This window comes from Fluoribacter gormanii (assembly GCF_900156395.1).
Lineage (GTDB): Bacteria > Pseudomonadota > Gammaproteobacteria > Legionellales > Legionellaceae > Legionella > Legionella gormanii.
In genome coordinates, this window is sequence record NZ_FTNL01000001.1 from 70,285 (window position 1) to 90,865 (window position 20,581).

Below are 20,581 nucleotides of genomic sequence, written 5' to 3' on the forward strand. Positions count from 1 at the left end.
AATCATATCCAACCATAAAATGAAGCCCTGATGCGATAAAACTAAAGAAAAAAACTCAAGTTTGTTGCACTGAAAAACTATTAAATCATATCATCGCCACCTTTGGATCCCAGAGCAATCTTACCGTCTTCTGCAAGGCTTTTTGCTATACCCAGAATATCACGCTGAGCACGCTCTACATCAACAACTTTCACAGGACCTTGTAGTTCAATGTCTTCACGCAATAAATCAGCAGCGCGTTTAGACATATTGGAGAATATTTTTTCTTTGGTCGGCTCCGTGGTACCTTTTAAAGCCAGTTTTAATTGCTCAGGTGTCACATCACGCAATAACGTTTGCATGCTTCGATCATCCATATCAACCAGGTTTTCAAAAACAAACATTTTATCTCTGATTTTTTCGCTTAACTCTTCATCCCAATCTTTAATTTTATTTAATACTTCTTCTTCCATTGCACCATCAAAATAGTTAATTACATCAGCGACACTTTTTATTCCTCCTACAGAGGCGGTTTTACTTACTTTTTGGCCACTGAGTTGTTTTTCTATGACTTGTCCAAGCTCTGAGATGGCCTCTGGTTTTACTGTATCAATATTGCACATACGCAATAATACTTCCGAGCGTTTATCAACGCTAAAATAACGCACTACTTCAGCTGCTTGTTCACTATCCAAATGAATTAATATGGTAGCAATAATTTGAGGGTGTTCGTTTCGAATTACATCAGCAATTAATCGGCCATCCAACCATTTTAAGCGATTGAGCCCACTGTCTTTATCAGAAACCAAAATTCGGTCAATGAATGGAGTCGCTTTTTCCAGTCCTAAAGCTTCAATGAGTACTGTACGTAAATAATGCTCAGTATCTACTGTTAAGCTCGTTTGTTCTCCAATAGCATGGGTAAACTCAACCAATACATTTTCCATTTTTGCCTTGGTAACATTACTTAGCGTCGACATTGCGACACCAACTTTTTGTACTTGCCTCGGCTCCAGATGTCTTAATACTTCAGCAGCATTTTTTTCGCCCATACTCAATAGCAAGATGGCCGCACGCTCTATTCCATCCATAGTTACCCCCGATCAACCCAATTTTTAACTACCTGTGCAACACGTTTGGGTTCTTTATCCACAACCTGCCGTAATAAATTTAATTGTGACTCATAATCATTTGCATCTTTGATTGAGATTGTTCCTTCGTAAGTTAAATCCCCTATAGGCTGTTCATCACTCTCGACTTTACCCTCATTTCGATTGCTGGCAAGGGTTTTAAGCATCGGTCTAAGTACGCCAAAAATTAAAGCAAGAACAAATAACGCAGCTACTGCCTGCTTCACTATGGACCAGAAAATGTCTTTCTGCCAAAAACGCTCCTCAGGAATAGCTGCGACAGGATCGGGTTTAACGAAACTAGTATTGATTACATTCAAACTATCACCACGCTGTATATTTAACCCAATTGCATCTGCAACAAGCAATTTGATTTGATCAATTTCCTTTGGGGTCAAAGGAGTTTTGGTCATTTTTTTAGTTTTCTCATCCATGACCGCTCGGTTATCTACTAAAACTGCAACAGAGAGTCGTTTAATGGTCCCCGGTTGATTTTTAGTATGACTAACCGTTTTATCCAACTCGAAATTTTTGGTGCTTTGCGTACGCAAATCTGTGGATTGATTTGTATCCGATGCTGTTTGCGTTTGAGGTGGTCCATTTTTAGGAGGAGCATTCTTGGCTGCAAGAGCAGGATTCGATTGTGGTGTATTAGATAAAGTGCCTGGAACTCCCACAGCATCACTTGAGGAACTTCGTTTTTCCTCCATTGTTTGCTCGCTACGCAAAGAGGGTAGTTCGGGATTAAACATTTCTTGTGTTTGTTCGTAACTTGTAAAGTCAATATCAGCAGAAACTTTTGCCCTAACTCGCCCATAACCAAGTATTGGCGTTAAAATATCCTGAATTTTTTGAGCATATTGATGTTCCAAATTTTGCCTATAGTCTAAATATCGCTCTGTATCTGTAAAAAAGGTTTGCCCCCCACCTTCATTTAGCAATTGCCCATCCTGATCGACAACTGTCACCCGACTTGCAGATAAATTTGGAATACTAGATGCAACTAAATTCACAATTGCTGCAATTGTATGTTTTTTAAGTTCTAAACCAGAATAGACATCAAGGAAAACTGAAGCGCTGGGCTCATGAGCATCGCGAACGAAAGCTGACTCGCGTGGAATTGCTAAATGAACTCGAGCTGATTTGATATCATTAAACTTACTTATAGTACGAGCTAGCTCAGCCTCTAGAGCTTGTTTATAACGCGCATTCTCCATAAATTGGCTGCTATTAAATGCATTAGCATTGGAAAAAAGTTCTTCTGAACCAACCGGATCACGAGGCAATCCTTCCATTGCCAATTTAAGGCGTGCATTTTGCAGATTATCAGCCGCAACCATAATCATGCTATTGCTATTATCAATCTTAAAATCAATTCCATTACGTTCAAGAGCAGATACTACCTCAGCAGCGTCCCGTGCATTCATTTGGGTATATAAGGGAACGTAATTCGGATCGCGAGACCATAAAACAACAGCTAAACCAATTGCAATACTGGCAGCTACACCTACTAATAAACCAATTTGTCGAGCAATAGAGAGATTCGCAAATTTTGCTGCGACTGTTGATGCACTATCAGCCAATGCCATATTAAACTCCTAATTATACTGGCATATTCATAATGTCTTGATATGCTTGTACCACTTTGTTACGAACTCGAACAGTAGCTTCAAGCCCCAAATTCGATTTTTGGGTTGCTATCATAACTTCCCCTAGACTTACATTAGGATCCCCCATTTCAAAACGGGTTTTTAAAGAATCAGCAGATTGGTTTAAGTCACTGACTTGGTTCATAGCTTGTTGGAAAACCGAGCCAAAAGGAGATTGATTTGCTTCTGTCTCAATAACTGATCCTTCAGCTTTAGCAGACATTGTTTTGATCTGATTTAGTAAGTTGACTGTATTAATTTCACTCATATCCCTATTTACCTCATTATTCGGTGTTTTATCCATTTTAACGATTACCCGCGGATTCTCGATGCCAATAAAATCGCTTAATCCGCAGTTATGGTTTTTCCTTTATCGCAGGCCACCAAGTACCCAGGCCGCAAAAAATTTTTATACTGTATAACCTTCTTCGCGCATTTTTGCTAATTTATAGCGTAGTGTACGCTCACTTACACCTAATAAAGCAGCTACTTTCTGTCTATTTCCTTCATTCTCCAGTAATGTTTTTTCGATTAATTCGAATTCATGGATTTGTAAATTTTTACTGTTAGCACCTGGAGTAGTTTCCGGAACCAATGTAGCTGTTAATGACAATTGTAAATGCTCTGCTTCTATAATGCCTTGAGTTTGTAAAACTAAAGCGCGTTGAATCACATTATCTAACTCACGCGCATTCCCTGGCCATGGATACGCCAACATAAGTTTCTGAGCTGCTGGACAAATCACCGGAACCACGGGCTGTTTATGGTGACAGTGTTTACGAATCAGATAATTAGCCAATGGAATGATGTCGTTCTTTCTTTCACGTAAAGGGTGCCACTGTAAAGGGAAAACATTCAAACGATAAAATAAATCTTCCCTAAAACGACCAGCCTTTACTTCATCTTTAAGTTGTCTGTTCGTAGTAGCTAAAATGCGAACATCCAAACTAATTGTTTTATTAGCACCGATACGCTCTACTTCTTTCTCTTGTAAAACACGAAGTAATTTAGCTTGCAGGCTTAAAGGCATTTCGCTCACTTCATCAAGAAGCAAAGTTCCTCCCTGCGCTTGTTCAAATTTTCCAGGAGTGGATTTGTAAGCTCCAGTAAATGAACCCTTTTCATAACCAAACAAAGTCGCCTCGAGCATTTGTTCAGGAATTGCAGCACAATTGATGGCAATAAAAGGTTGCTTTTTTCGGGGAGAATGATCATGTATAAAATGGGCCAAAACCTCCTTACCCGTTCCACTCTCGCCACTTATCATCACGCCAACATCCGATTGAGCTACTTTTAATGCCATAGTTAACAAGGCCTGACTTTTAGGATCTTTTGCAATGGGATCACCAGTATCTTCATCAAACTCTACTTTGATGTATTGGTTGATTTTTTCAGTCAATACTTGAGCGCTGAATGGCTTTTGTAAATAGTCTACCGCACCATGATGAAGCGCATTAACTGCATCCTGTACTGATCCATAAGCGGTCATCAAAATCACAGGCAATCCAAGTCTTCTTTTTTGGATCTCTGCAAGCAATTGATTTCCATCCAGTTCATCCATGCGAATATCCGTTAATACTACTGATGGATTATGGATTTCTAGAAGGGCCAAAGCCTCCTTGCCATCTTTAGCGGTAATATATGTATGGCCAGCAATAGTCATTGTTTCAGCCAGCGCTTCTCTTAATACTGGATCATCTTCAACGATTAATACATGACTCATAGAAAAGTCCTTTTTCTAATTGTTATAAAAAGGATATCATCCTGAGCCTGTCAGAGCACTTCATGAAATTTAATCTAAGTTAAATCAGAAGCACTTTGCCATATTCAGGATGACAACTCAACATTTTTACGGCAAAAACAAATTAACTTGTGTACCAACTCCCTCAGCGGATTCTAAACTCAGTCGTCCACCATGTGCTTTTACTACCGCATAAACAACTGCTAAGCCCAAACCATTACCTTGGGCTTTTGTAGTATAAAAAGGAGAAAACGCTTGGTTTCTCACCTCTTCCGTCATTCCTTTACCATTGTCCTCTACTGATATTTGTATACCTGAATTATCTATAGATGCAAGTGTTAAATTAATTTCTGTTGCATCTGATTGCAATGAATTGATCACCAAGTTTAAAACAGCACCAATTAATGATTCTGCATGAATTAATGATTCACGAGTAGACAGTTGATTATTCACATTGAAGGAAACATTGTTAGCCAATACATAAGGCTGAGCACGTTGCACTAACAAAGAACACCAATAATTCATATCCATGCGCGTTGGCTCTATTGTAGTACCACGCGCAAATAGCAATAAGTCCTGGATTTGCTGCTCAATGCTGGTATGGCATTCTTGCAATCGATGAATCCAATTTTGGGTACGCACTTCTAAATCGGGAAGATTATTTAAATGTTCTGTATACAACATCGCTGAAGCCAATGGTGTTCTGATTTGATGTGCAAGTTGCGCAGTCATGGTACCAATTGAAACCAAACGCTTTTCATTTTCTTTAGCTTTCTCATAATCTCGAGTGGCAGTTATATCAGTTAAACTGACTAATATACCTGGCAAACTATCCAAAGTCGCGATTGCTACGTGGACTCGACGCCCATCCGCGAGGGAAACCTCATGCCCATCATCAGCGCGAGGAACAAAAGCACGTAAAATCACATCCAACCATAGGGAGTCGAGCAATCCATATCCCAACATTGCTTCAGCAGGTGGATTTAACCACACAATTCGCCCTTGAGAATTGATAATTACCAAAGCTGTTGGCAAACTGGATAAGATATCCCACTCAGAAAGAGGTATTTGTGGCCTTACGGCACATGTTTGGTAATTAGAATAATGCATACTGGATGAAATTATTATAATTAATTAGATCACTGTAGCAAATTTAGAATAAAATGAAAATACATTTAAAATCATGCAATTAATTACTTAAATCAACATTGCTTATTTTATTGACAAGAAATATTAACCATGATAATAATATTGATATTAAATTAATCAAAATAGTAGTTTTATGCCAATTATGCGTCGCAATATGAATATGTGCATGAGCAACCTGAACATTGTTTTTCAGGTTGGGTATGTGCAGTTGAATCTGGCGCTATAACCTCTCCGCAAACTCAATACCAATGTTCAGGATATAATTTCAACAAAGCGCCTTTACTAAAATTAGAGGGCTTATTCATGAGTATATGCATTTTAAAAGGGATAAACAGTGAATCAATTGATGAAATCAATTATCCAATCATCAAGCAATGTTATCAGGAGTTAATTGACGCTTTAGTCAAAAAAGGCTTTTCACGAGAAAGCATCAAAATTTATTTTGATAATGAGAAGCGACAAATTCATTTTGACTACTATCCAGATGAACTGGAGGTTTTAATCACCTATACTGATTTTGATGAAAAACTACAACTTCATCTTACCTAAAAACCTTTTGCATCCAGTTGGGATGGCAACAGCTACCGTCTTTGGCATAATAAATCGGCGGCAGAATATGTATCTGAAATTAATTGGTTACGCCAGTTGTCCGTTGAAATTGCACAACAAACCAATTATTCTCATTCTGGCTGGAGTTTTTCACAAGCATCACATTCTTATTTCTCAGTGCCACAAAGAAAAGAAGCATTAAAAAAATCATTTGAAGAGTTGAAAAATAAAAAAACACTTCCTAAAGGAATCTTCTTAGGTGAAATTCATCACCACAAATTTCCTAAAAAATTTCTTGTTGAAAATCTAGAGTACTTTAAACAATTAGGAATAAAAACCTTATTTTTTGAGTTTCTTTTCTATGATCGTCATCAAAAATTGCTGGATGCATATTTTAATAACTCTAGTGAAGAACTTCCACCCGAGTTAGCGGCCTATCTATATTTCAAAGATGTAGCAAGTGGATGTGGATTTTCCGGTTACACTGATATAGTAAAAGCAGCAAAAAAAGCGGGGATTCGAGTAGTAGCCCTAGACTCTTATCCAGCAATTTTATCCTGTATTAAAAGTTTTCAAATCAAACACTTGAATGGAGACGAACTCTTTAGAATTCATAGTTTCAATGGTAATGCAGCGAAAATTATTGAAAAAGAAAACAATGAGGAGCCCTACCTGGCGTTTTTAGGTTTTGATCACAGTTACGTTAGTGAAAACTCTCGCTATAAAAACATCAAAAGTGTAGCAGAATTGTTACCCAATACATGTTCGGTATTTCTTACCGATGGCCAAGTAGCTTATAAAAATTTTTACGCGCCTTTTTTTAGTTATGATAAACCATTGGTATTTAATTACAGTCGACATGATGAAGCAGGAGCGGATATTATTGAGTCAAGTTGGAATATTTCGGATTGTAAATTTTAAGAGGAAAAATATATGGGGTCGAAGGAACATTTAATACTCAAACTGCACTTGTAGTATTGTTGCCTGGGTGCAACACGGCGAAACCTGGATTAAGCGTTTTATTCGCATCAAATCCCGGGTTTCGCTGCCTGTACTCAGGCTACAACTCAACCAGGCTTAGATTCTTGCTTTTTTTCATCAAGTGATTTTAGAAATGCAAGCTTCTCTGCAATTTTTATTTCCAAACCACGAGGGGCTGGTTTATACCAACCAGGCTCTTGCATGTCATCAGGTAAATAATGCTCTCCAGCAGCATAAGCATGTGGTTCATCATGTGCATAACGATACTCTTTTCCATGTCCGAGATTTTTCATTAAACGAGTAGGTGCGTTGCGCAAATGAACTGGCACTTCTCGAGATTTATCTCGTTTTACAAAATCCATCGCTTGATTAAAAGCAACATATGCTGCGTTACTTTTTGCAGCAATTGACAAATAAATGACCGCTTCTCCGAGAGCAAGTTCTCCCTCGGGAGAGCCTAGCCTCTCATAAGTTATTGCAGCATCGTTTGCAATTTGGAGAGCCCGTGGATCAGCCAAACCGATATCTTCCCAAGCCATCCTTACAATGCGTCGTGCCAAATAACGGGGATCCACCCCTCCATCCAGCATACGGCATAACCAGTATAGTGATGCATCAGGATTAGAACCCCGAACAGATTTGTGTAATGCAGAAATTTGATCGTAAAAATTATCACCACTTTTATCAAAACGCCTGACCTGCTCTGCCAATGAATTTATGACAAATTTTTTAGTTACATGTGTATTATTCATTGCAGTACATGCCGTATGTAATTGCTCAAGACAATTTAAAAATCGTCTTGCATCACCATCAGCAAATCCAGTAAGTATTTCTATAGCATCGTCATCAAATTGAATATGGGAGAAAACAGCCTGATACGCCTTATGAAATAATCGTTTTAACTCTTCATCTGTCAATGATTTTAAAACATATACCTGAGCACGTGATAATAAAGCTGAATTTACTTCGAAAGAAGGATTTTCTGTAGTAGCACCTATAAAGGTTACTAAACCAGATTCAGTATATGGCAATAATGCATCTTGTTGGGCTTTGTTAAAACGATGAATTTCATCAATAAACAATATGGTATGTTTATCTAGGTATAGGTTTTCTTGTGCTTTTTCGATTGCTGCGCGAATGTCCTTAACCCCTGAAAACACGGCAGAAAGCGCTATCCATTCGCAATCAAAAGCTTCCGCAGTAATTCGAGCAATTGTTGTCTTGCCAACACCTGGTGGTCCCCATAGAATCATCGAATGAAGTTTTTTAGCCGCAAAACTGAGCCGCAAAGACTTCCCTTCTCCCAATAAATGACTCTGACCAATCACCTCATCCAGGCTTCTGGGTCTTAAGAGCTCCGCTAGTGGTGGCGTAGGCTTTGTCTCAAACAAACTCATTGCTGTACCACATCAACCCCTTTTGGCGTTTTGAACTGAAACAAACCAGTAGCCAATTTAGGGTTTAATTTAATTTGAGATAATTGGACCGTAGTGACTTGGCCTAATTGATCGTATAACTCCAATCCAGTTAAGCTATTTTGCCGAAATACTAATTTTATTCGTTGGAAATTGGCTTTAGGCGATTTTGATTTTAAATCAAAAACAATTTCATTACCCATATTACTCTGAGTCACAGTAAAATCTCGGGTAACAGTATCGTCATAGCCACTTAAGAATAAAGCAGCGGTCCCACCTAAACCTTTTTTTTGTGTTTTAACAGTGACTTGCTCTAAGTCCTTATCATAAACCCAAATTTTTTGTCCATCGGCTACCATTAATTGCGCCATTGGCTGCAAAGTTTGCCAACGAAATCGACCAGGTCTCTGTAATGCCATAGTTCCTGATGAACGAGACACTACTCGATGTTTTGCTTTTACAGATTGCTTGAAAACAGCGGTCATTGAACGAATACTATTTAATTTGGTCTGTAACAATACATCAGGAGTTTCACTAAACCCTGCAGTAGAAATGCTTAAGAGCAATGCTATTAATATTTTTTTCATAACTAATCCTCCGTTACGGATGATACTAAGACATCTCGATAACCACCATCTAATGGACCCACTATCCCGGTACGCTCCATTTCCTCAACCATTCGTGCAGCACGGTTGTAACCTATTTTCAAACGTCGTTGAACTGCAGAAATACTCGCTTTGCGTGTCTGAATAACGAATTCTACTGCTTGGTCATAAAGAGGATCATCATCTTCTGCAGATTGTCCATCCTCATCAGAGCCACCTTCATTGCCATCACCAGTCAATTTTAAAATATCATCAATATAATCAGGCTCTCCGCGAGCACGCCAGTCATCCGCAATACGATGTACCTCTTTGTCATCAACGAATGCACCATGAACTCGTAACGGTGCGCCGCTTCCAGGAGCCAAATAGAGCATATCCCCATGACCTAATAATTGTTCGGCACCTTGTTGATCTAATATAGTACGAGAATCAATTTTTGACGAAACTTGAAACGAAATTCGTGTTGGAATATTTGACTTAATTAAACCTGTCAAAACATCCACAGAAGGTCTTTGAGTAGCAAGAATCATATGAATACCTGCAGCTCGAGCTTTTTGAGCAATACGTGCAATTAACTGCTCTACTTTCTTACCCACAACCATCATCATGTCAGCAAGCTCATCAATCACGACAACAATATAAGGCAAAGACTCCAACAGTGGAGCAGATTCATCCATCGAGTCAACTGGCTTCCATAAAGGATTAACGAAAGGTTGGCCATTGGCGATTCCTTCAGCGACTTTAGTGTTGAATCCAGCCAAATTCCTTACACCCATAGCCGCCATCAATTTATAACGTCGCTCCATCTCCTCAACGCACCAACGTAAGGCGCTAGCAGCTTCTTTCATATCAGTAACAACAGGAGTTAGGAGATGAGGAATGCCATCGTAAACTGATAACTCGAGCATCTTGGGATCAACCATAATCAACCGTACCTGATCTGGAGTCGCCTTAAACAAGATACTTAGAATCATTGCATTGATACCAACTGATTTCCCGGATCCTGTTGTTCCAGCTACCAATAAATGAGGCATTTTTGCTAAATCAACTACTACAGGATGACCGGCAATATCTACACCTAAAGATAAAGAAATCGGTGAATGGGCGTGTTGGTATACATCCGCCAATAAAACATCTGATAATCGAACGGTTTCTCGTGAATGATTGGGTAATTCCAATCCAACCACAGTTTTACCTGGAATTACTTCGACAACACGAACTGAGATGACAGATAGAGAGCGAGCCAGATCTTTAGCCAAAGCAGTCAACTTACTTACTTTAACACCTGCGGCCAGTTGCAACTCAAAACGTGTTACTACAGGTCCCGGGTGTACCGCAACCACTCCAGCCTGAATACCAAAATCTAATAAATGTTGCTCTACTTCTCGTGATAAATTCTCTAACTCTTGATGTGTATACCCACCCATGGGTTTACCAGGTTCTCCTTTATCCAATAAACTTAAAGAGGGCAGTTCACCTGAAGTACTAACTTTGGGTATACGAATTTCTTTCACTTCTTTAGCAGGTTTAACAATTTCCGGTTTAATAATTTCAGTTTTATTAGTTTCTGGTTTAACAATTTCAGCTTTTATTTCATTGCCAACTAAAGCAGGAGGAGTAACCATCTCTTTTTCTTTCTCTACTCTTGGTTTAAATAATTTAGGAGCAGGTTTTTCACGAGGTATTTTGGTAATTTCTTTTGACTGGGATCGCACAACTTTAGTATTAAAAAACTGCACTACTTTTTGTATTGTCTTAGAAAAGTAATTTGTAGTGGATAAGGTATAAAATCCAATGAGCTCGACGGCCTTAATCCAGGATAAGCCGGTTAACCACGTAGTCCCCACCAAAAGCATGGCCAACAGAACCAGGCTTGCTCCATGTAAATTCAGCATTTGATACCAACCACCACCCACAGCTTGTCCTATAAATCCTCCGGGACCATGAATGAAGTATAATTGCCCCATTTCCGCTTCAAGGCTTAATAAACCACACCCACCAGCAAACATAAGCATCAGACCAATAGAACGAAGCAATAAGACTCGTTTATCAAGAATTTTTAAGGTATGAACATCATGCAATAAAGCCCATGAAAGATAAGCAAAAGCGATGGGTACCAAATAGGCAAAATACCCGAATGCAAAATAAAGAGCATCAGCGATATAAGCCCCTACTTTTCCACCTGAATTGGCAACAACAGTCCCGGCACGTGAAGCATGTGAAAACCCTGGGTCACTGTTCTTATAAGACAGCAAAGACAAGAGCACAAAGAATGCACTTGTTAAAATCAATATAAAACTACCTTCGCTAAGTCGCTTTACAACATAGTTAGGTAAGTGTTTTTTAGAAAGACCAGATTTTTTTCCCGAATGTTGTTTTTCCATAGGTATTTTCATATCTTTGTTTTTGTCATAATATTCGCCATCTTAACACAAAATATCAAAATATTAAGGAAGGCAGAGAGAATGAGCTCAAGCAATCATCACCGCTTAATCATATTAGGTTCAGGACCAGCAGGTTACACTGCTGCAGTCTATGCTGCAAGAGCCAATCTTCATCCCGTTTTAATCACTGGCATGCAGCCAGGAGGTCAATTAACGACCACAACAGATGTAGATAACTGGCCTGGCGATATTGAGGGATTACAAGGCCCCGCCCTGATGGAGCGCATGCAAAAACATGCTGAACGCTTTGAAACACAAATTATTTTTGATCATATTGTTAAAGCAAATTTGACACAAGCACCTTTTATACTTCATGGTGATAGTGACACTTATACTTGCGATGCTCTTATCATTGCTACAGGAGCTTCTGCACGTTATTTGGGATTGGAATCTGAAACAGCTTATCAAGGTCGCGGAGTTTCCGCCTGTGCTACTTGCGATGGTTTTTTTTACCGCAACAAAACAGTTTGTGTTATTGGTGGAGGAAATACTGCGGTTGAAGAAGCGCTGTATTTATCTAACCTGGCCTCTTCAGTAACGTTAATACATCGACGCGACAGTCTACGTGCCGAAAAAATTCTTCAGGATAAACTCTTCGAAAAAACGCGTACTGGCAATATTAAAGTAATATGGAACTCTACCCTTGATGAAGTTGTTGGTGATGGTAAAAAAGTAACTGGTGCCTTAATTCGCAATGTACAGAATGACTCAAAGGAATTATTAAATGTAGACGGAGTATTTATTGCTATAGGTCATACACCTAATACTGATTTATTTAAAGATCAGCTTCTTATGAATAATGGTTATATTGTCATTAAATCAGGGCTGGAAGGCATGGCCACCAGTACATCCATTCCCGGGGTATTTGCCTGCGGTGATGTAGCGGACCATGTGTACCGACAAGCCATTACTTCTGCTGGTTTTGGTTGTATGGCTGCTCTTGACGTAGAACAATATCTAGATTTGAATTTTAAAAATTAGGTCTGATTAAAATCAGGTACAGTGAAGTTGGTTGATAAAATAGAACCTGCTTCACTGCCACTAAATTGAAACCTGACTTATAATACCTTTGATGCTTTATTTTGATTCAGCATTTTCAATATAATATCTTTCCCCATAGCTTCTACCATTTTCATAAATAGTGGAGGTTTATTTTCTTGTAAGCGACGCAAATCGGAATAACTCCAGGATAAGTAATCTACAGGCTCTCGTGCGTAGATCGTAGTACTGGCCTTTCCATCTCTAAAATAACTCATCTCACCAATAAAATGATATGGGCCCACCTCAATAATCGCTTCATCTACCTCAATATAAACCTGTCCTTTAGTAATCAACATTAAATTTTCTACTGGTGCCCCCTTGATTAATATTTTTTTGTTTCTAGAAGTACCTCGTTCACTTAATTTAATCAGACGAATAAAGTCACTGGTTTGCATACTTACAAAAAATAAATCTTTTATTTGTTGTAAATCATAAGGCAAAACTTTAGGCATCAAATCTCTTAACAAAATACCTATCTGTACAAAATTAATAATTAACGAAGCAATAGCCCAATATGCAACTGGGGGCACATCAGCTAATGCTCCATAAAGTAAAAATGATAAATCAGATAATATGAAGATGGTGCGGATGAAGAGCACTTTTCTGAAACAGAGGCTGAGAAGCATTAAAATATTGCCCAAACTATACAGAAAGTCCAATTGCTTCCTCCAATTCTCGCTTATAATAATTGTAGAATAAAAAAGATTTATAAGAGAAATGTTCCAGATAAATTGAGGAGTTTGAGTTGAATTATAATGAAATCCACTTCTTTCCAAATCCGGAAACTAGTGATGACCAAGGATTGTTATTTATTGGAGGTGACTTATCGCCCCAACGCATTCTCCAAGCTTATAGACAAGGAATTTTTCCGTGGTATGAGCCAGGAACACCTATTCTCTGGTGGTCTCCAAATCCAAGACTCATATTGATTCCTACAGAATTTAAATTGTCTCGAAGCTTGCAAAAATCATTAAAAAAACCCTTCAGATTTACGATGGACACCGCATTTAAACAGGTAATTACGGCATGTGCTACGTGTATTAATCGAATCAATAATACCTGGATAACTAAAGAGATGATCGCAGCCTATAGTCAGTTACACACTATGGGCTATGCTCATTCCTTTGAAATATGGTACGAAAACGAACTTGTCGGAGGCTTATATGGCCTAAGTTTAGGTCATGCCTTTTTTGGGGAATCTATGTTCCATAAAATGACAGATGCGTCGAAAATTGCATTTTACTACTTATGCAGAACAATGAATGAATGGAATTATGATTTTATTGATTGCCAAATTCCGACAACTCATTTACAAAGTTTAGGTGCCAAAATTATTGATCGAAGAGAGTTTCTTCATATGCTCTATCAGTCTTTAGAGCATCCTACAAAAAAAGGTTCATGGAACGTCACTTAAGATTTCAAATAGTAACAACAGTGTACTATTATTATCCATATAGATAGACTATTACCATTTCATCTCAATATGGCTTCAATAATTGGTAATTTATTTTATTAAAGAACTCGGAGTATTGCCCTATGGAGTCAAAACAAAATAATGAACCAGAGTCTAAAGTGCCTGTTATTTTTCGATCACTTAGTTGCAATCAATTACATGATATTTTGGAACACAATGGTGCGACAAAAAAGGAAACGAAATCTGTTTTTTTAATAAGGGATAATTCGGGAGGGTTTATAACTGTCTCATATTACTCTCAAGAACATGAAATGGTGAAGAATCTTCGATTTGGGTTAACTAATGATGGCTGGAAAACAGTACCTAAACCCCCTAAAGAACCTGCATTTACCGAGACACTCGAGGTAAAAGCAAAATATATACATGCTAAAGCACAATTTGATGAAGAAATGCAAAGCTTTATTAATACCGCAAAAACATTATTCGAACAAAATGGTACGCCTGAGCTGATTAAAGGACTCAGTTATGAATTACAAAAAAACGAGTTTAATATGCAAGGACTTATTAGGCCCAGTCGTGAACAAGCCAGCAAAGAAAGACACTATGTTGATTACGTCAGTAATGCATTCTTGATTGAGAATACCCTTAACTTAGCAATAAAATAGGCTGGAATAACTTATGTTGAGGTTAGTTGACCTCAGAGTTGGACAAAAAAGTCAATAATAGAGCGATAAATAGTTAAATTTTGCTGGCCTTTGATTGCCATTTTCTTTATTTTAGTGCAGTATACACGCTGTAAGTATATAATCACACATAATAAACTTTATAAATTTGGTACATCACTGAGAGACCTATGGCAAAAGAAGATCATATAGAAATGGCTGGTACGGTTATTGATACCTTACCCAACACCATGTTTCGTGTTGAATTAGAAAATGGACATGTTATCACTGCTCACATTTCTGGTCGTATGCGTAAGAATTACATTAGAATTTTGACTGGCGATAAAGTTAAGGTCGAATTAACTCCCTATGACTTAACTAAAGGCCGCATTATATTCCGCGATAAAAACTAAGCAACATCTTATTTAAAAATCCTTTCTGAAACACTAGCCTGAGTTACGGCAAAACGTAACTCGGGTTTTGCTTGTGTGGTGATTCGTAAAATGAACAGACTATAGTCTGGGCAAAGGCGCAAGCCATCACCCAGGATAAAGAAATTAGAAACTATAAAGCTTCAAATATTGCAGCAGCCCCCATGCCTGTACCAATGCACATGGTTACCATACCATATCGTCCTTTTGTTCTTCTTAATCCATGCAATAAAGTAGCTGTTCTTATTGCACCTGTAGCACCTAAGGGATGGCCTAAAGCAATAGCTCCTCCTAAAGGATTCACCTTGGTTCGAGGAAGATCAAGCTCTTTGATTACCGCCAAAGCTTGAGCGGCAAATGCCTCATTAAGTTCTATCCAATCCAGCTGATCTAAAGTAAGACCTGCTCGCTTTAAAGCAATAGGAATTGCCTCGATAGGACCAATTCCCATAATTTCAGGAGGAACACCGGCTACAGCATAACTTAGTAAACGCCCAATTGGTTTTAAATCATATTGATGCAACGCTTGTTCACTGGCTAAAAGTGCGATGCCTGCACCATCACTGGTCTGTGAGCTATTTCCTGCCGTAACTGTTCCTTTTACAGAAAAAACGGGCTTTAATTTAGAAATAACATCATATGAAGTATCAGCTCTTGGTCCTTCATCATCACTCACCCATTTCTTTTTAATTAGTGCTGTATCAGTTTCTAAATCAGCCTGTCGTATGGTAATTTCTACCGGACTGATTTCAGCTTTAAAGTCACCACGTTGCTGGGCTTCTACCGCTTTTTTATGACTCTCAGCAGCAAATTCATCTTGCTGCTCTCGCGAAACCTGCCAGCGCTTTGCTACATTCTCAGCTGTAATGCCCATCCCATAAGCAATGGCAACATCTTCATTATTGAAGATAACAGGATTTGCTGTGTATTTGTTTCCGCCTAGAGGCACCATAGACATACTTTCAACACCGCCCGCAAGAGCCAAATGCATATCACCACTACGTATAGCACCTGCAGCGGTAGCAATGCTTTGTACTCCAGAGGAACAAAAGCGATTGATAGTCATTGCAGGAACAGATTGAGGTAGATCAGCCAGTAATGATGCAATACGTGCCACATTCATACCTTGCTCAGCCTCTGGCATTGCACATCCGATTACAATATCCCCTATTTGTTGATGATCCACTGATGGATTGCGTTTCATTAAATCTCTGATCACATGAGCCAATAAATCATCTGGCAATGTATTTTTAAATACCCCACGTGGTGCTTTACCTACTGGAGTACGTAATGCGTCAACAATATATACATTAGTCATTTCAAATCTCCCTTAGTTACGTAATGGCTTTCCAGTCTCTAGTAAATGACTAATCCGTGCTTGGGTTAATGGTGTTGCGGCAAGAGTAATAAAGGCTTCACGCTCTAACTTAAGCATCCAATTCTCGTCTACAAACGTATTTTGATTGAGGTTACCACCGCAAAGTACAGTTGCTAACTCAGTGGCGATGAAATAATCATGCTGAGAAATAAATCCACCCTCAAGCCAATTCACCAAACCGGCTTGCAATCGCGCTTTACCTTCAATACCAGCAACTTGAAACTGTTTCTTTAAAGGGGGTTGGTAATTTTCTGCATGCATGAAATTAACTTTTGCCAATGCTACATAGAGTACTTCATCAGCATTCATGACATAGCTGTCCATATTGCGTAAATACCCCATTTGTATTGCATCAACCGCCGAACCGGCAACTTGTGCTGTAGCAATTTGTTGGTAGTAATTTTGGATTATTGTCATTAAATCGCCTTTAGGTGCCAGATGTGCCGCCCGCATTGCCATTTCCTTACATCCACCACCTGCAGGTATTACTCCAACACCAAATTCAACCAGACCTGGGTAAGCTTCAAAAGCAGCAGCCACAGCATCACAATGCATCATTAACTCACAACCGCCGCCAAGAGCACGCCCTCTTACTGCTGCAACTGTTGGAATAGAACTGTATTTCAAGCGTAAAGCGACACGTTGAAACTGGGCGATCATAGCGTCCAAAGCCTGCATTTTGTTTTCCTTAATTAAATTAAGGACACCGCGCAAATCAGCGCCCGAACAGAAATTAGTCGCATCTTTTTGATAAATAATTAACCCTCGACATTGTTTCTCTGCAATTTCTATAGCAGCTTCCAGACCATCAAGAACTGATTGTCCCACAGTATTCGCTTTGCTTTTGAAATTCACTACAGCAACATCATCTTGTAAATGCCATAAACTGACACCATCATTTTCATAAATTACGGGTGTAGGATGCGCTGATTCTTTAATGACTCGATCAGTGAAAAATTGACGCTGATAAACTGGCAATTGGCTTCGAGGTTGGTAATCATTGATTTGAGGAGAATAAGCGCCCTTTTCAGTATAAAAGGCATTGATCTCAAAAAGCCATCCAGGCAGTTGAGCCGAACTAAGAGAGGATTTTTCGTTTATAGACTGATTAATGTACTGAGTCATTATTGCCAAATCAGCTAATTGCCACGTTTCAAATGGCCCTTGTACCCAACCAAACCCCCAACGAATTGCCAAGTCAACGTCTCTGACATTATCTGCAATTGTCTCAAGATGATAGGCACAGTAGTGAAATAAATCCCTGAAGCAGGCTGCCAAGAACTGTGCTTGCTTGTTCTTGGAAGTCATTAGATTTTGCATCCGTACAGCAGGATCTGGATTACCCATAATCCCTTTTAACTCATCACTCACGACCGGTTGAGCTGGACGATATTGTGCTGATTTAATATCATATACTTCAATAATTTTGCCATTCTTTCTATAAATACCTTGACCTGTTTTCTGCCCTAAATGGCCATCCTTAATTAGATTAGTGAGCCATTCAGGTAAATTAAAACTGTGATGCCATGGATCATCTTGTAACTGTTGCTGCATTGTATGGATTACATGTTGCATAGTGTCTAGGCCAACAACATCCATGGTACGAAAAGTGGCCGATTTGGGTCTTCCTAACAAGGGACCAGTTAATGCATCCACTTCATCCAATCCCATATTCATAGCAAATGCATGGTGCAATGTAGTTAAAAGAGAAAATACACCAATGCGATTACCAATAAAATTAGGCGTATCTTTGGCGCGCACAACTCCTTTACCTAAATAACGAGTCAGCCAAGTCTCAAGCTTATCTACTAATTCCTTATTAGTTGTTTTAGCAGGAATAAGTTCCGCAAGATGCATGTAACGTGGAGGATTAAAAAAATGAACGCCACAAAAATTTTTTCTATGTGCTTCAGGTAAAACGGAACATAATGAATTAATACTCAAACCGGAGGTATTACTGACCAAAATAGAATGTTCAGTCAAAAATGGGGAAATACGCTTGTATAAATCTTCCTTCCAGTCCAAGCGCTCAGCAATTGCTTCTATAACTAAATCGCATGAGGCCAAATCAGCAAGATGTTCATCATAATTTCGCGATTGCAACAATGTTGCAGTTTGAGCTGTAGCAAGTGGCGCAGGTTTTAGCTTCCCTAAGTTGGCTATTGCTTTATCAATCAACGCATTTGCATTTCCTTCTTTAGATGCCAAATCATAGAGTAAGGTTTCTATACCAGCATTAACGCAGTGCGCTGCAATTTGCGCGCCCATAACGCCAGCCCCCAGAACTGCGACTTTTTTTATAAAAAAAGATCCCTGCATTCTTTTTTCCTCGTTAAAGTAGCCTGGGTGAAGCGAAGCATAACCCGGGTTCATGAAACATGAAAATTGCCTGGGTTATGCTTCGCTTCACCCAGGTTACACTTGCTACTTAAATCAAGCCAAATCAAACCGAATACCTTGAGCTAACGGTAATTCATTTCCCCAATTTATTGTATTGGTCTGTCGACGCATATACGCCTTCCAAGAATCAGAACCAGACTCCCGCCCACCGCCTGTTTCTTTTTCTCCACCAAATGCGCCGCCAATTTCAGCACCTGAAGTGCCAATATTAATATTGGCGATACCGCAATCACTTCCCCAGGCACTTAAAAAGTGTTCTGCATTTTTTAAATTTTGAGTAAACATGGCAGAAGACAATCCTTGTGGTACATGATTTTGTAAAGCAATCGCTTCATCGATTGTCTGAAAAGACATTACATATAAAATGGGTGCAAATGTTTCCTCTTGAACAATCTCCCAATGATTTTTTACATCACATACTAAGGTAGGTTCGACAAAGAAGCCTGGTCTATGAACTGGCTCACCACCAAAGATAATTCGACCGCCCGCTTCTTTAATGCGAGCTATTGCACGATTAAATTGATCAACAGCTTGTTTATCAATCAGTGGTCCCATTAAATTTTTCTTATCTAAAGGATCACCAATTGTGATTTGCTCATAGGCAAAACGTAAACGTTCAACAACATAATCGTATTTGGAGTGATGAATAAACAAACGTCGCGTAGAAGTACATCGTTGACCCGCTGTGCCTACTGCCCCAAAAACAATAGCCGGAATTGCTAAATGAAGATCAGCCGTCTCATCGACAATAATTGCGTTGTTACCACCTAACTCCAGAATAGTCTTGCCTAATCGAGCAGCAACCTTAGCTGCAACCTCTTTACCTACTGCAGTTGAACCAGTAAATGAAATAAGTGGTATCCGTTTGTCATTCACCATTGCCTCAACCACATCCTGACTCTCTGGAATTACTAAACTGAATATTTCGGGACAGCCATTAGCTCTTAACACATCATTGCAAATATGCTGAACAGCTACAGCACATAGAGGGGTCTTTGCTGATGGCTTCCACAATGTCACATTCCCACAGATAGCAGCCAAAAAAGCATTCCAGGACCATACTGCAACAGGAAAGTTAAATGCAGAAATAACACCAACAATACCGTATGGGTGCCACTGTTCATACATTCTATGTTGTGGACGTTCAGAATGCATGGAATTACCATATAACATCCGAGATTGGCCTACTGCGAAATCAGCTATATCAATCATTTCCTGAACTTCGCCATCCCCTTCTTGTTTGGACTTACCCATTTCTAAGGAGACTAAACTACCTAACGCATCTTTATGATCACGCAAGGCTTGACCAATCTGTCTGATGATCTCCCCTCTTTTAGGAGCAGGGACTTTTCTCCACTCATGGGCAGCATATTCAGCACGGGTCATTATCTCTTCGTAATCACTCATAGTGCACGTTGCTATCTCAGCAAGTTTTTCACTATTGGCTGGATTATAAGAGATTAACTTATGCTCATGAATTCCACTTTGCCAACCTTGCCCACTGAAGGCGCCAGGATTAACTGCATGAATTTTCAGGCGTTTTAATATATCCATTACTTATCTCCATAGTACCCCGGGTACAATAAATCACAACCCGGGAACAATATCCACAA

The 20,581-nt window shown here is 39.1% G+C and carries 18 protein-coding genes; 6 read left to right on the plus strand and 12 right to left on the minus strand.

What is annotated here, in order from left to right; all coding sequences use genetic code 11:
* Nucleotides 1-80: 80 nt before the first annotated feature.
* From fliG to BW930_RS00330, 5 genes are all read right to left on the minus strand, one after another.
* On the minus strand, nt 81-1,070 hold the full coding sequence (gene fliG, locus BW930_RS00310) for a flagellar motor switch protein FliG (protein WP_058467984.1): 990 nt from the start codon (nt 1,068-1,070) through the stop codon (nt 81-83).
* A gap of 2 nt (nt 1,071-1,072) precedes the next feature.
* On the minus strand, nt 1,073-2,698 hold the full coding sequence (gene fliF / locus BW930_RS00315; protein WP_058467983.1) for a flagellar basal-body MS-ring/collar protein FliF: 1,626 nt from the start codon (nt 2,696-2,698) through the stop codon (nt 1,073-1,075).
* A 13-nt stretch (nt 2,699-2,711) separates the two neighbouring features.
* On the minus strand, nt 2,712-3,026 hold the full coding sequence (fliE, locus tag BW930_RS00320; RefSeq protein ID WP_058467982.1) for a flagellar hook-basal body complex protein FliE: 315 nt from the start codon (nt 3,024-3,026) through the stop codon (nt 2,712-2,714).
* A gap of 141 nt (nt 3,027-3,167) precedes the next feature.
* Nucleotides 3,168-4,481 carry a sigma-54-dependent transcriptional regulator gene (locus BW930_RS00325; protein ID WP_058467981.1) on the minus strand — a complete coding sequence of 438 codons (1,314 nt, stop codon included), beginning with the start codon at nt 4,479-4,481 and terminating at the stop codon, nt 3,168-3,170.
* Between the two features lie 126 nt (nt 4,482-4,607).
* Nucleotides 4,608-5,609 (minus strand): sensor histidine kinase, encoded by a 1,002-nt coding sequence (locus tag BW930_RS00330; RefSeq protein ID WP_058467980.1) that lies wholly within the window; start codon nt 5,607-5,609, stop codon nt 4,608-4,610.
* Between the two features lie 342 nt (nt 5,610-5,951).
* On the opposite strand from BW930_RS00330, the gene BW930_RS16885 reads away from it, so the two are divergent.
* Both BW930_RS16885 and BW930_RS00340 read left to right on the plus strand, forming a co-directional pair.
* Nucleotides 5,952-6,197 (plus strand): hypothetical protein, encoded by a 246-nt coding sequence (locus tag BW930_RS16885; protein ID WP_131756827.1) that lies wholly within the window; start codon nt 5,952-5,954, stop codon nt 6,195-6,197.
* 96 nt (nt 6,198-6,293) lie between these two features.
* Complete coding sequence (locus BW930_RS00340; RefSeq protein WP_058467978.1) at nt 6,294-7,118, plus strand: ChaN family lipoprotein; 825 nt, start codon at nt 6,294-6,296, stop codon at nt 7,116-7,118.
* A 146-nt stretch (nt 7,119-7,264) separates the two neighbouring features.
* Here BW930_RS00340 and BW930_RS00345 read toward each other — a convergent pair whose 3' ends face one another.
* Genes BW930_RS00345 through BW930_RS00355 form a run of 3 tightly spaced genes read right to left on the minus strand, consistent with a single transcriptional unit; the run spans nt 7,265 to nt 11,582 of the window.
* Nucleotides 7,265-8,575 carry a replication-associated recombination protein A gene (locus tag BW930_RS00345; protein ID WP_058467977.1) on the minus strand — a complete coding sequence of 437 codons (1,311 nt, stop codon included), beginning with the start codon at nt 8,573-8,575 and terminating at the stop codon, nt 7,265-7,267.
* Nucleotides 8,572-9,180 (minus strand): outer membrane lipoprotein periplasmic chaperone LolA, encoded by a 609-nt coding sequence (gene lolA / locus BW930_RS00350; protein ID WP_058467976.1) that lies wholly within the window; start codon nt 9,178-9,180, stop codon nt 8,572-8,574. Before lolA ends, BW930_RS00345 begins: the two co-directional genes overlap by 4 nt.
* Before the next feature lie 2 nt (nt 9,181-9,182).
* A complete protein-coding gene (locus tag BW930_RS00355) occupies nt 9,183-11,582 on the minus strand; it encodes a DNA translocase FtsK (protein WP_058467975.1) in 2,400 nt (799 codons plus the stop codon).
* Nucleotides 11,583-11,663: 81 nt separating this feature from the next.
* On the opposite strand from BW930_RS00355, the gene trxB reads away from it, so the two are divergent.
* A complete protein-coding gene (gene trxB, locus BW930_RS00360; RefSeq protein ID WP_058467974.1) occupies nt 11,664-12,623 on the plus strand; it encodes a thioredoxin-disulfide reductase in 960 nt (319 codons plus the stop codon).
* Between the two features lie 77 nt (nt 12,624-12,700).
* Here the strand turns inward: trxB and BW930_RS00365 are convergent, their stop codons facing one another.
* On the minus strand, nt 12,701-13,213 hold the full coding sequence (locus BW930_RS00365) for a Crp/Fnr family transcriptional regulator (protein WP_238587857.1): 513 nt from the start codon (nt 13,211-13,213) through the stop codon (nt 12,701-12,703).
* Between the two features lie 215 nt (nt 13,214-13,428).
* On the opposite strand from BW930_RS00365, the gene aat reads away from it, so the two are divergent.
* The 3 genes from aat to infA all read left to right on the plus strand — a co-directional run bounded on the left by aat (nt 13,429) and on the right by infA (nt 15,172).
* Entirely contained in the window at nt 13,429-14,097 is a 669-nt protein-coding gene (gene aat, locus BW930_RS00370; RefSeq protein WP_058467972.1) for a leucyl/phenylalanyl-tRNA--protein transferase, read from the plus strand.
* A 122-nt stretch (nt 14,098-14,219) separates the two neighbouring features.
* Nucleotides 14,220-14,762, plus strand: coding sequence for a hypothetical protein (locus BW930_RS00375; RefSeq protein ID WP_058467971.1), 543 nt, complete (start codon nt 14,220-14,222; stop codon nt 14,760-14,762).
* Nucleotides 14,763-14,950: 188 nt separating this feature from the next.
* Complete coding sequence (gene infA, locus BW930_RS00380; RefSeq protein WP_019233117.1) at nt 14,951-15,172, plus strand: translation initiation factor IF-1; 222 nt, start codon at nt 14,951-14,953, stop codon at nt 15,170-15,172.
* Between the two features lie 151 nt (nt 15,173-15,323).
* On the opposite strand, the gene BW930_RS00385 is transcribed toward infA, so the two are convergent.
* The 3 genes from BW930_RS00385 to amaB all read right to left on the minus strand — a co-directional run bounded on the left by BW930_RS00385 (nt 15,324) and on the right by amaB (nt 20,522).
* Nucleotides 15,324-16,508 (minus strand): acetyl-CoA C-acyltransferase, encoded by a 1,185-nt coding sequence (locus tag BW930_RS00385; protein WP_058467970.1) that lies wholly within the window; start codon nt 16,506-16,508, stop codon nt 15,324-15,326.
* A gap of 12 nt (nt 16,509-16,520) precedes the next feature.
* A complete protein-coding gene (locus BW930_RS00390; RefSeq protein WP_058467969.1) occupies nt 16,521-18,887 on the minus strand; it encodes a 3-hydroxyacyl-CoA dehydrogenase/enoyl-CoA hydratase family protein in 2,367 nt (788 codons plus the stop codon).
* A gap of 114 nt (nt 18,888-19,001) precedes the next feature.
* The gene (gene amaB / locus BW930_RS00395) at nt 19,002-20,522 is read right to left on the minus strand and encodes an L-piperidine-6-carboxylate dehydrogenase (RefSeq protein WP_058467968.1); all 1,521 of its coding nucleotides are present in this window, start codon (nt 20,520-20,522) and stop codon (nt 19,002-19,004) included.
* Nucleotides 20,523-20,581 lie beyond the last annotated feature (59 nt).

What these genes read in the sequence shown, in the direction of transcription:
- fliG (WP_058467984.1), bottom strand. Translation starts at nt 1,070, where the DNA reads ATGGATGGAATAGAGCGTGCGGCCATCTTGCTATTGAGTATGGGCGAA.
- fliF (WP_058467983.1), bottom strand. Translation starts at nt 2,698, where the DNA reads ATGGCATTGGCTGATAGTGCATCAACAGTCGCAGCAAAATTTGCGAAT.
- fliE (WP_058467982.1), bottom strand. Translation starts at nt 3,026, where the DNA reads ATGAGTGAAATTAATACAGTCAACTTACTAAATCAGATCAAAACAATG.
- BW930_RS00325 (WP_058467981.1), bottom strand. Translation starts at nt 4,481, where the DNA reads ATGAGTCATGTATTAATCGTTGAAGATGATCCAGTATTAAGAGAAGCG.
- BW930_RS00330 (WP_058467980.1), bottom strand. Translation starts at nt 5,609, where the DNA reads ATGCATTATTCTAATTACCAAACATGTGCCGTAAGGCCACAAATACCT.
- BW930_RS16885 (WP_131756827.1), top strand. Translation starts at nt 5,952, where the DNA reads ATGAGTATATGCATTTTAAAAGGGATAAACAGTGAATCAATTGATGAA.
- BW930_RS00345 (WP_058467977.1), bottom strand. Translation starts at nt 8,575, where the DNA reads ATGAGTTTGTTTGAGACAAAGCCTACGCCACCACTAGCGGAGCTCTTA.
- lolA (WP_058467976.1), bottom strand. Translation starts at nt 9,180, where the DNA reads ATGAAAAAAATATTAATAGCATTGCTCTTAAGCATTTCTACTGCAGGG.
- BW930_RS00355 (WP_058467975.1), bottom strand. Translation starts at nt 11,582, where the DNA reads ATGGAAAAACAACATTCGGGAAAAAAATCTGGTCTTTCTAAAAAACAC.
- trxB (WP_058467974.1), top strand. Translation starts at nt 11,664, where the DNA reads ATGAGCTCAAGCAATCATCACCGCTTAATCATATTAGGTTCAGGACCA.
- BW930_RS00375 (WP_058467971.1), top strand. Translation starts at nt 14,220, where the DNA reads ATGGAGTCAAAACAAAATAATGAACCAGAGTCTAAAGTGCCTGTTATT.
- infA (WP_019233117.1), top strand. Translation starts at nt 14,951, where the DNA reads ATGGCAAAAGAAGATCATATAGAAATGGCTGGTACGGTTATTGATACC.
- BW930_RS00385 (WP_058467970.1), bottom strand. Translation starts at nt 16,508, where the DNA reads ATGACTAATGTATATATTGTTGACGCATTACGTACTCCAGTAGGTAAA.
- BW930_RS00390 (WP_058467969.1), bottom strand. Translation starts at nt 18,887, where the DNA reads ATGCAGGGATCTTTTTTTATAAAAAAAGTCGCAGTTCTGGGGGCTGGC.
- amaB (WP_058467968.1), bottom strand. Translation starts at nt 20,522, where the DNA reads ATGGATATATTAAAACGCCTGAAAATTCATGCAGTTAATCCTGGCGCC.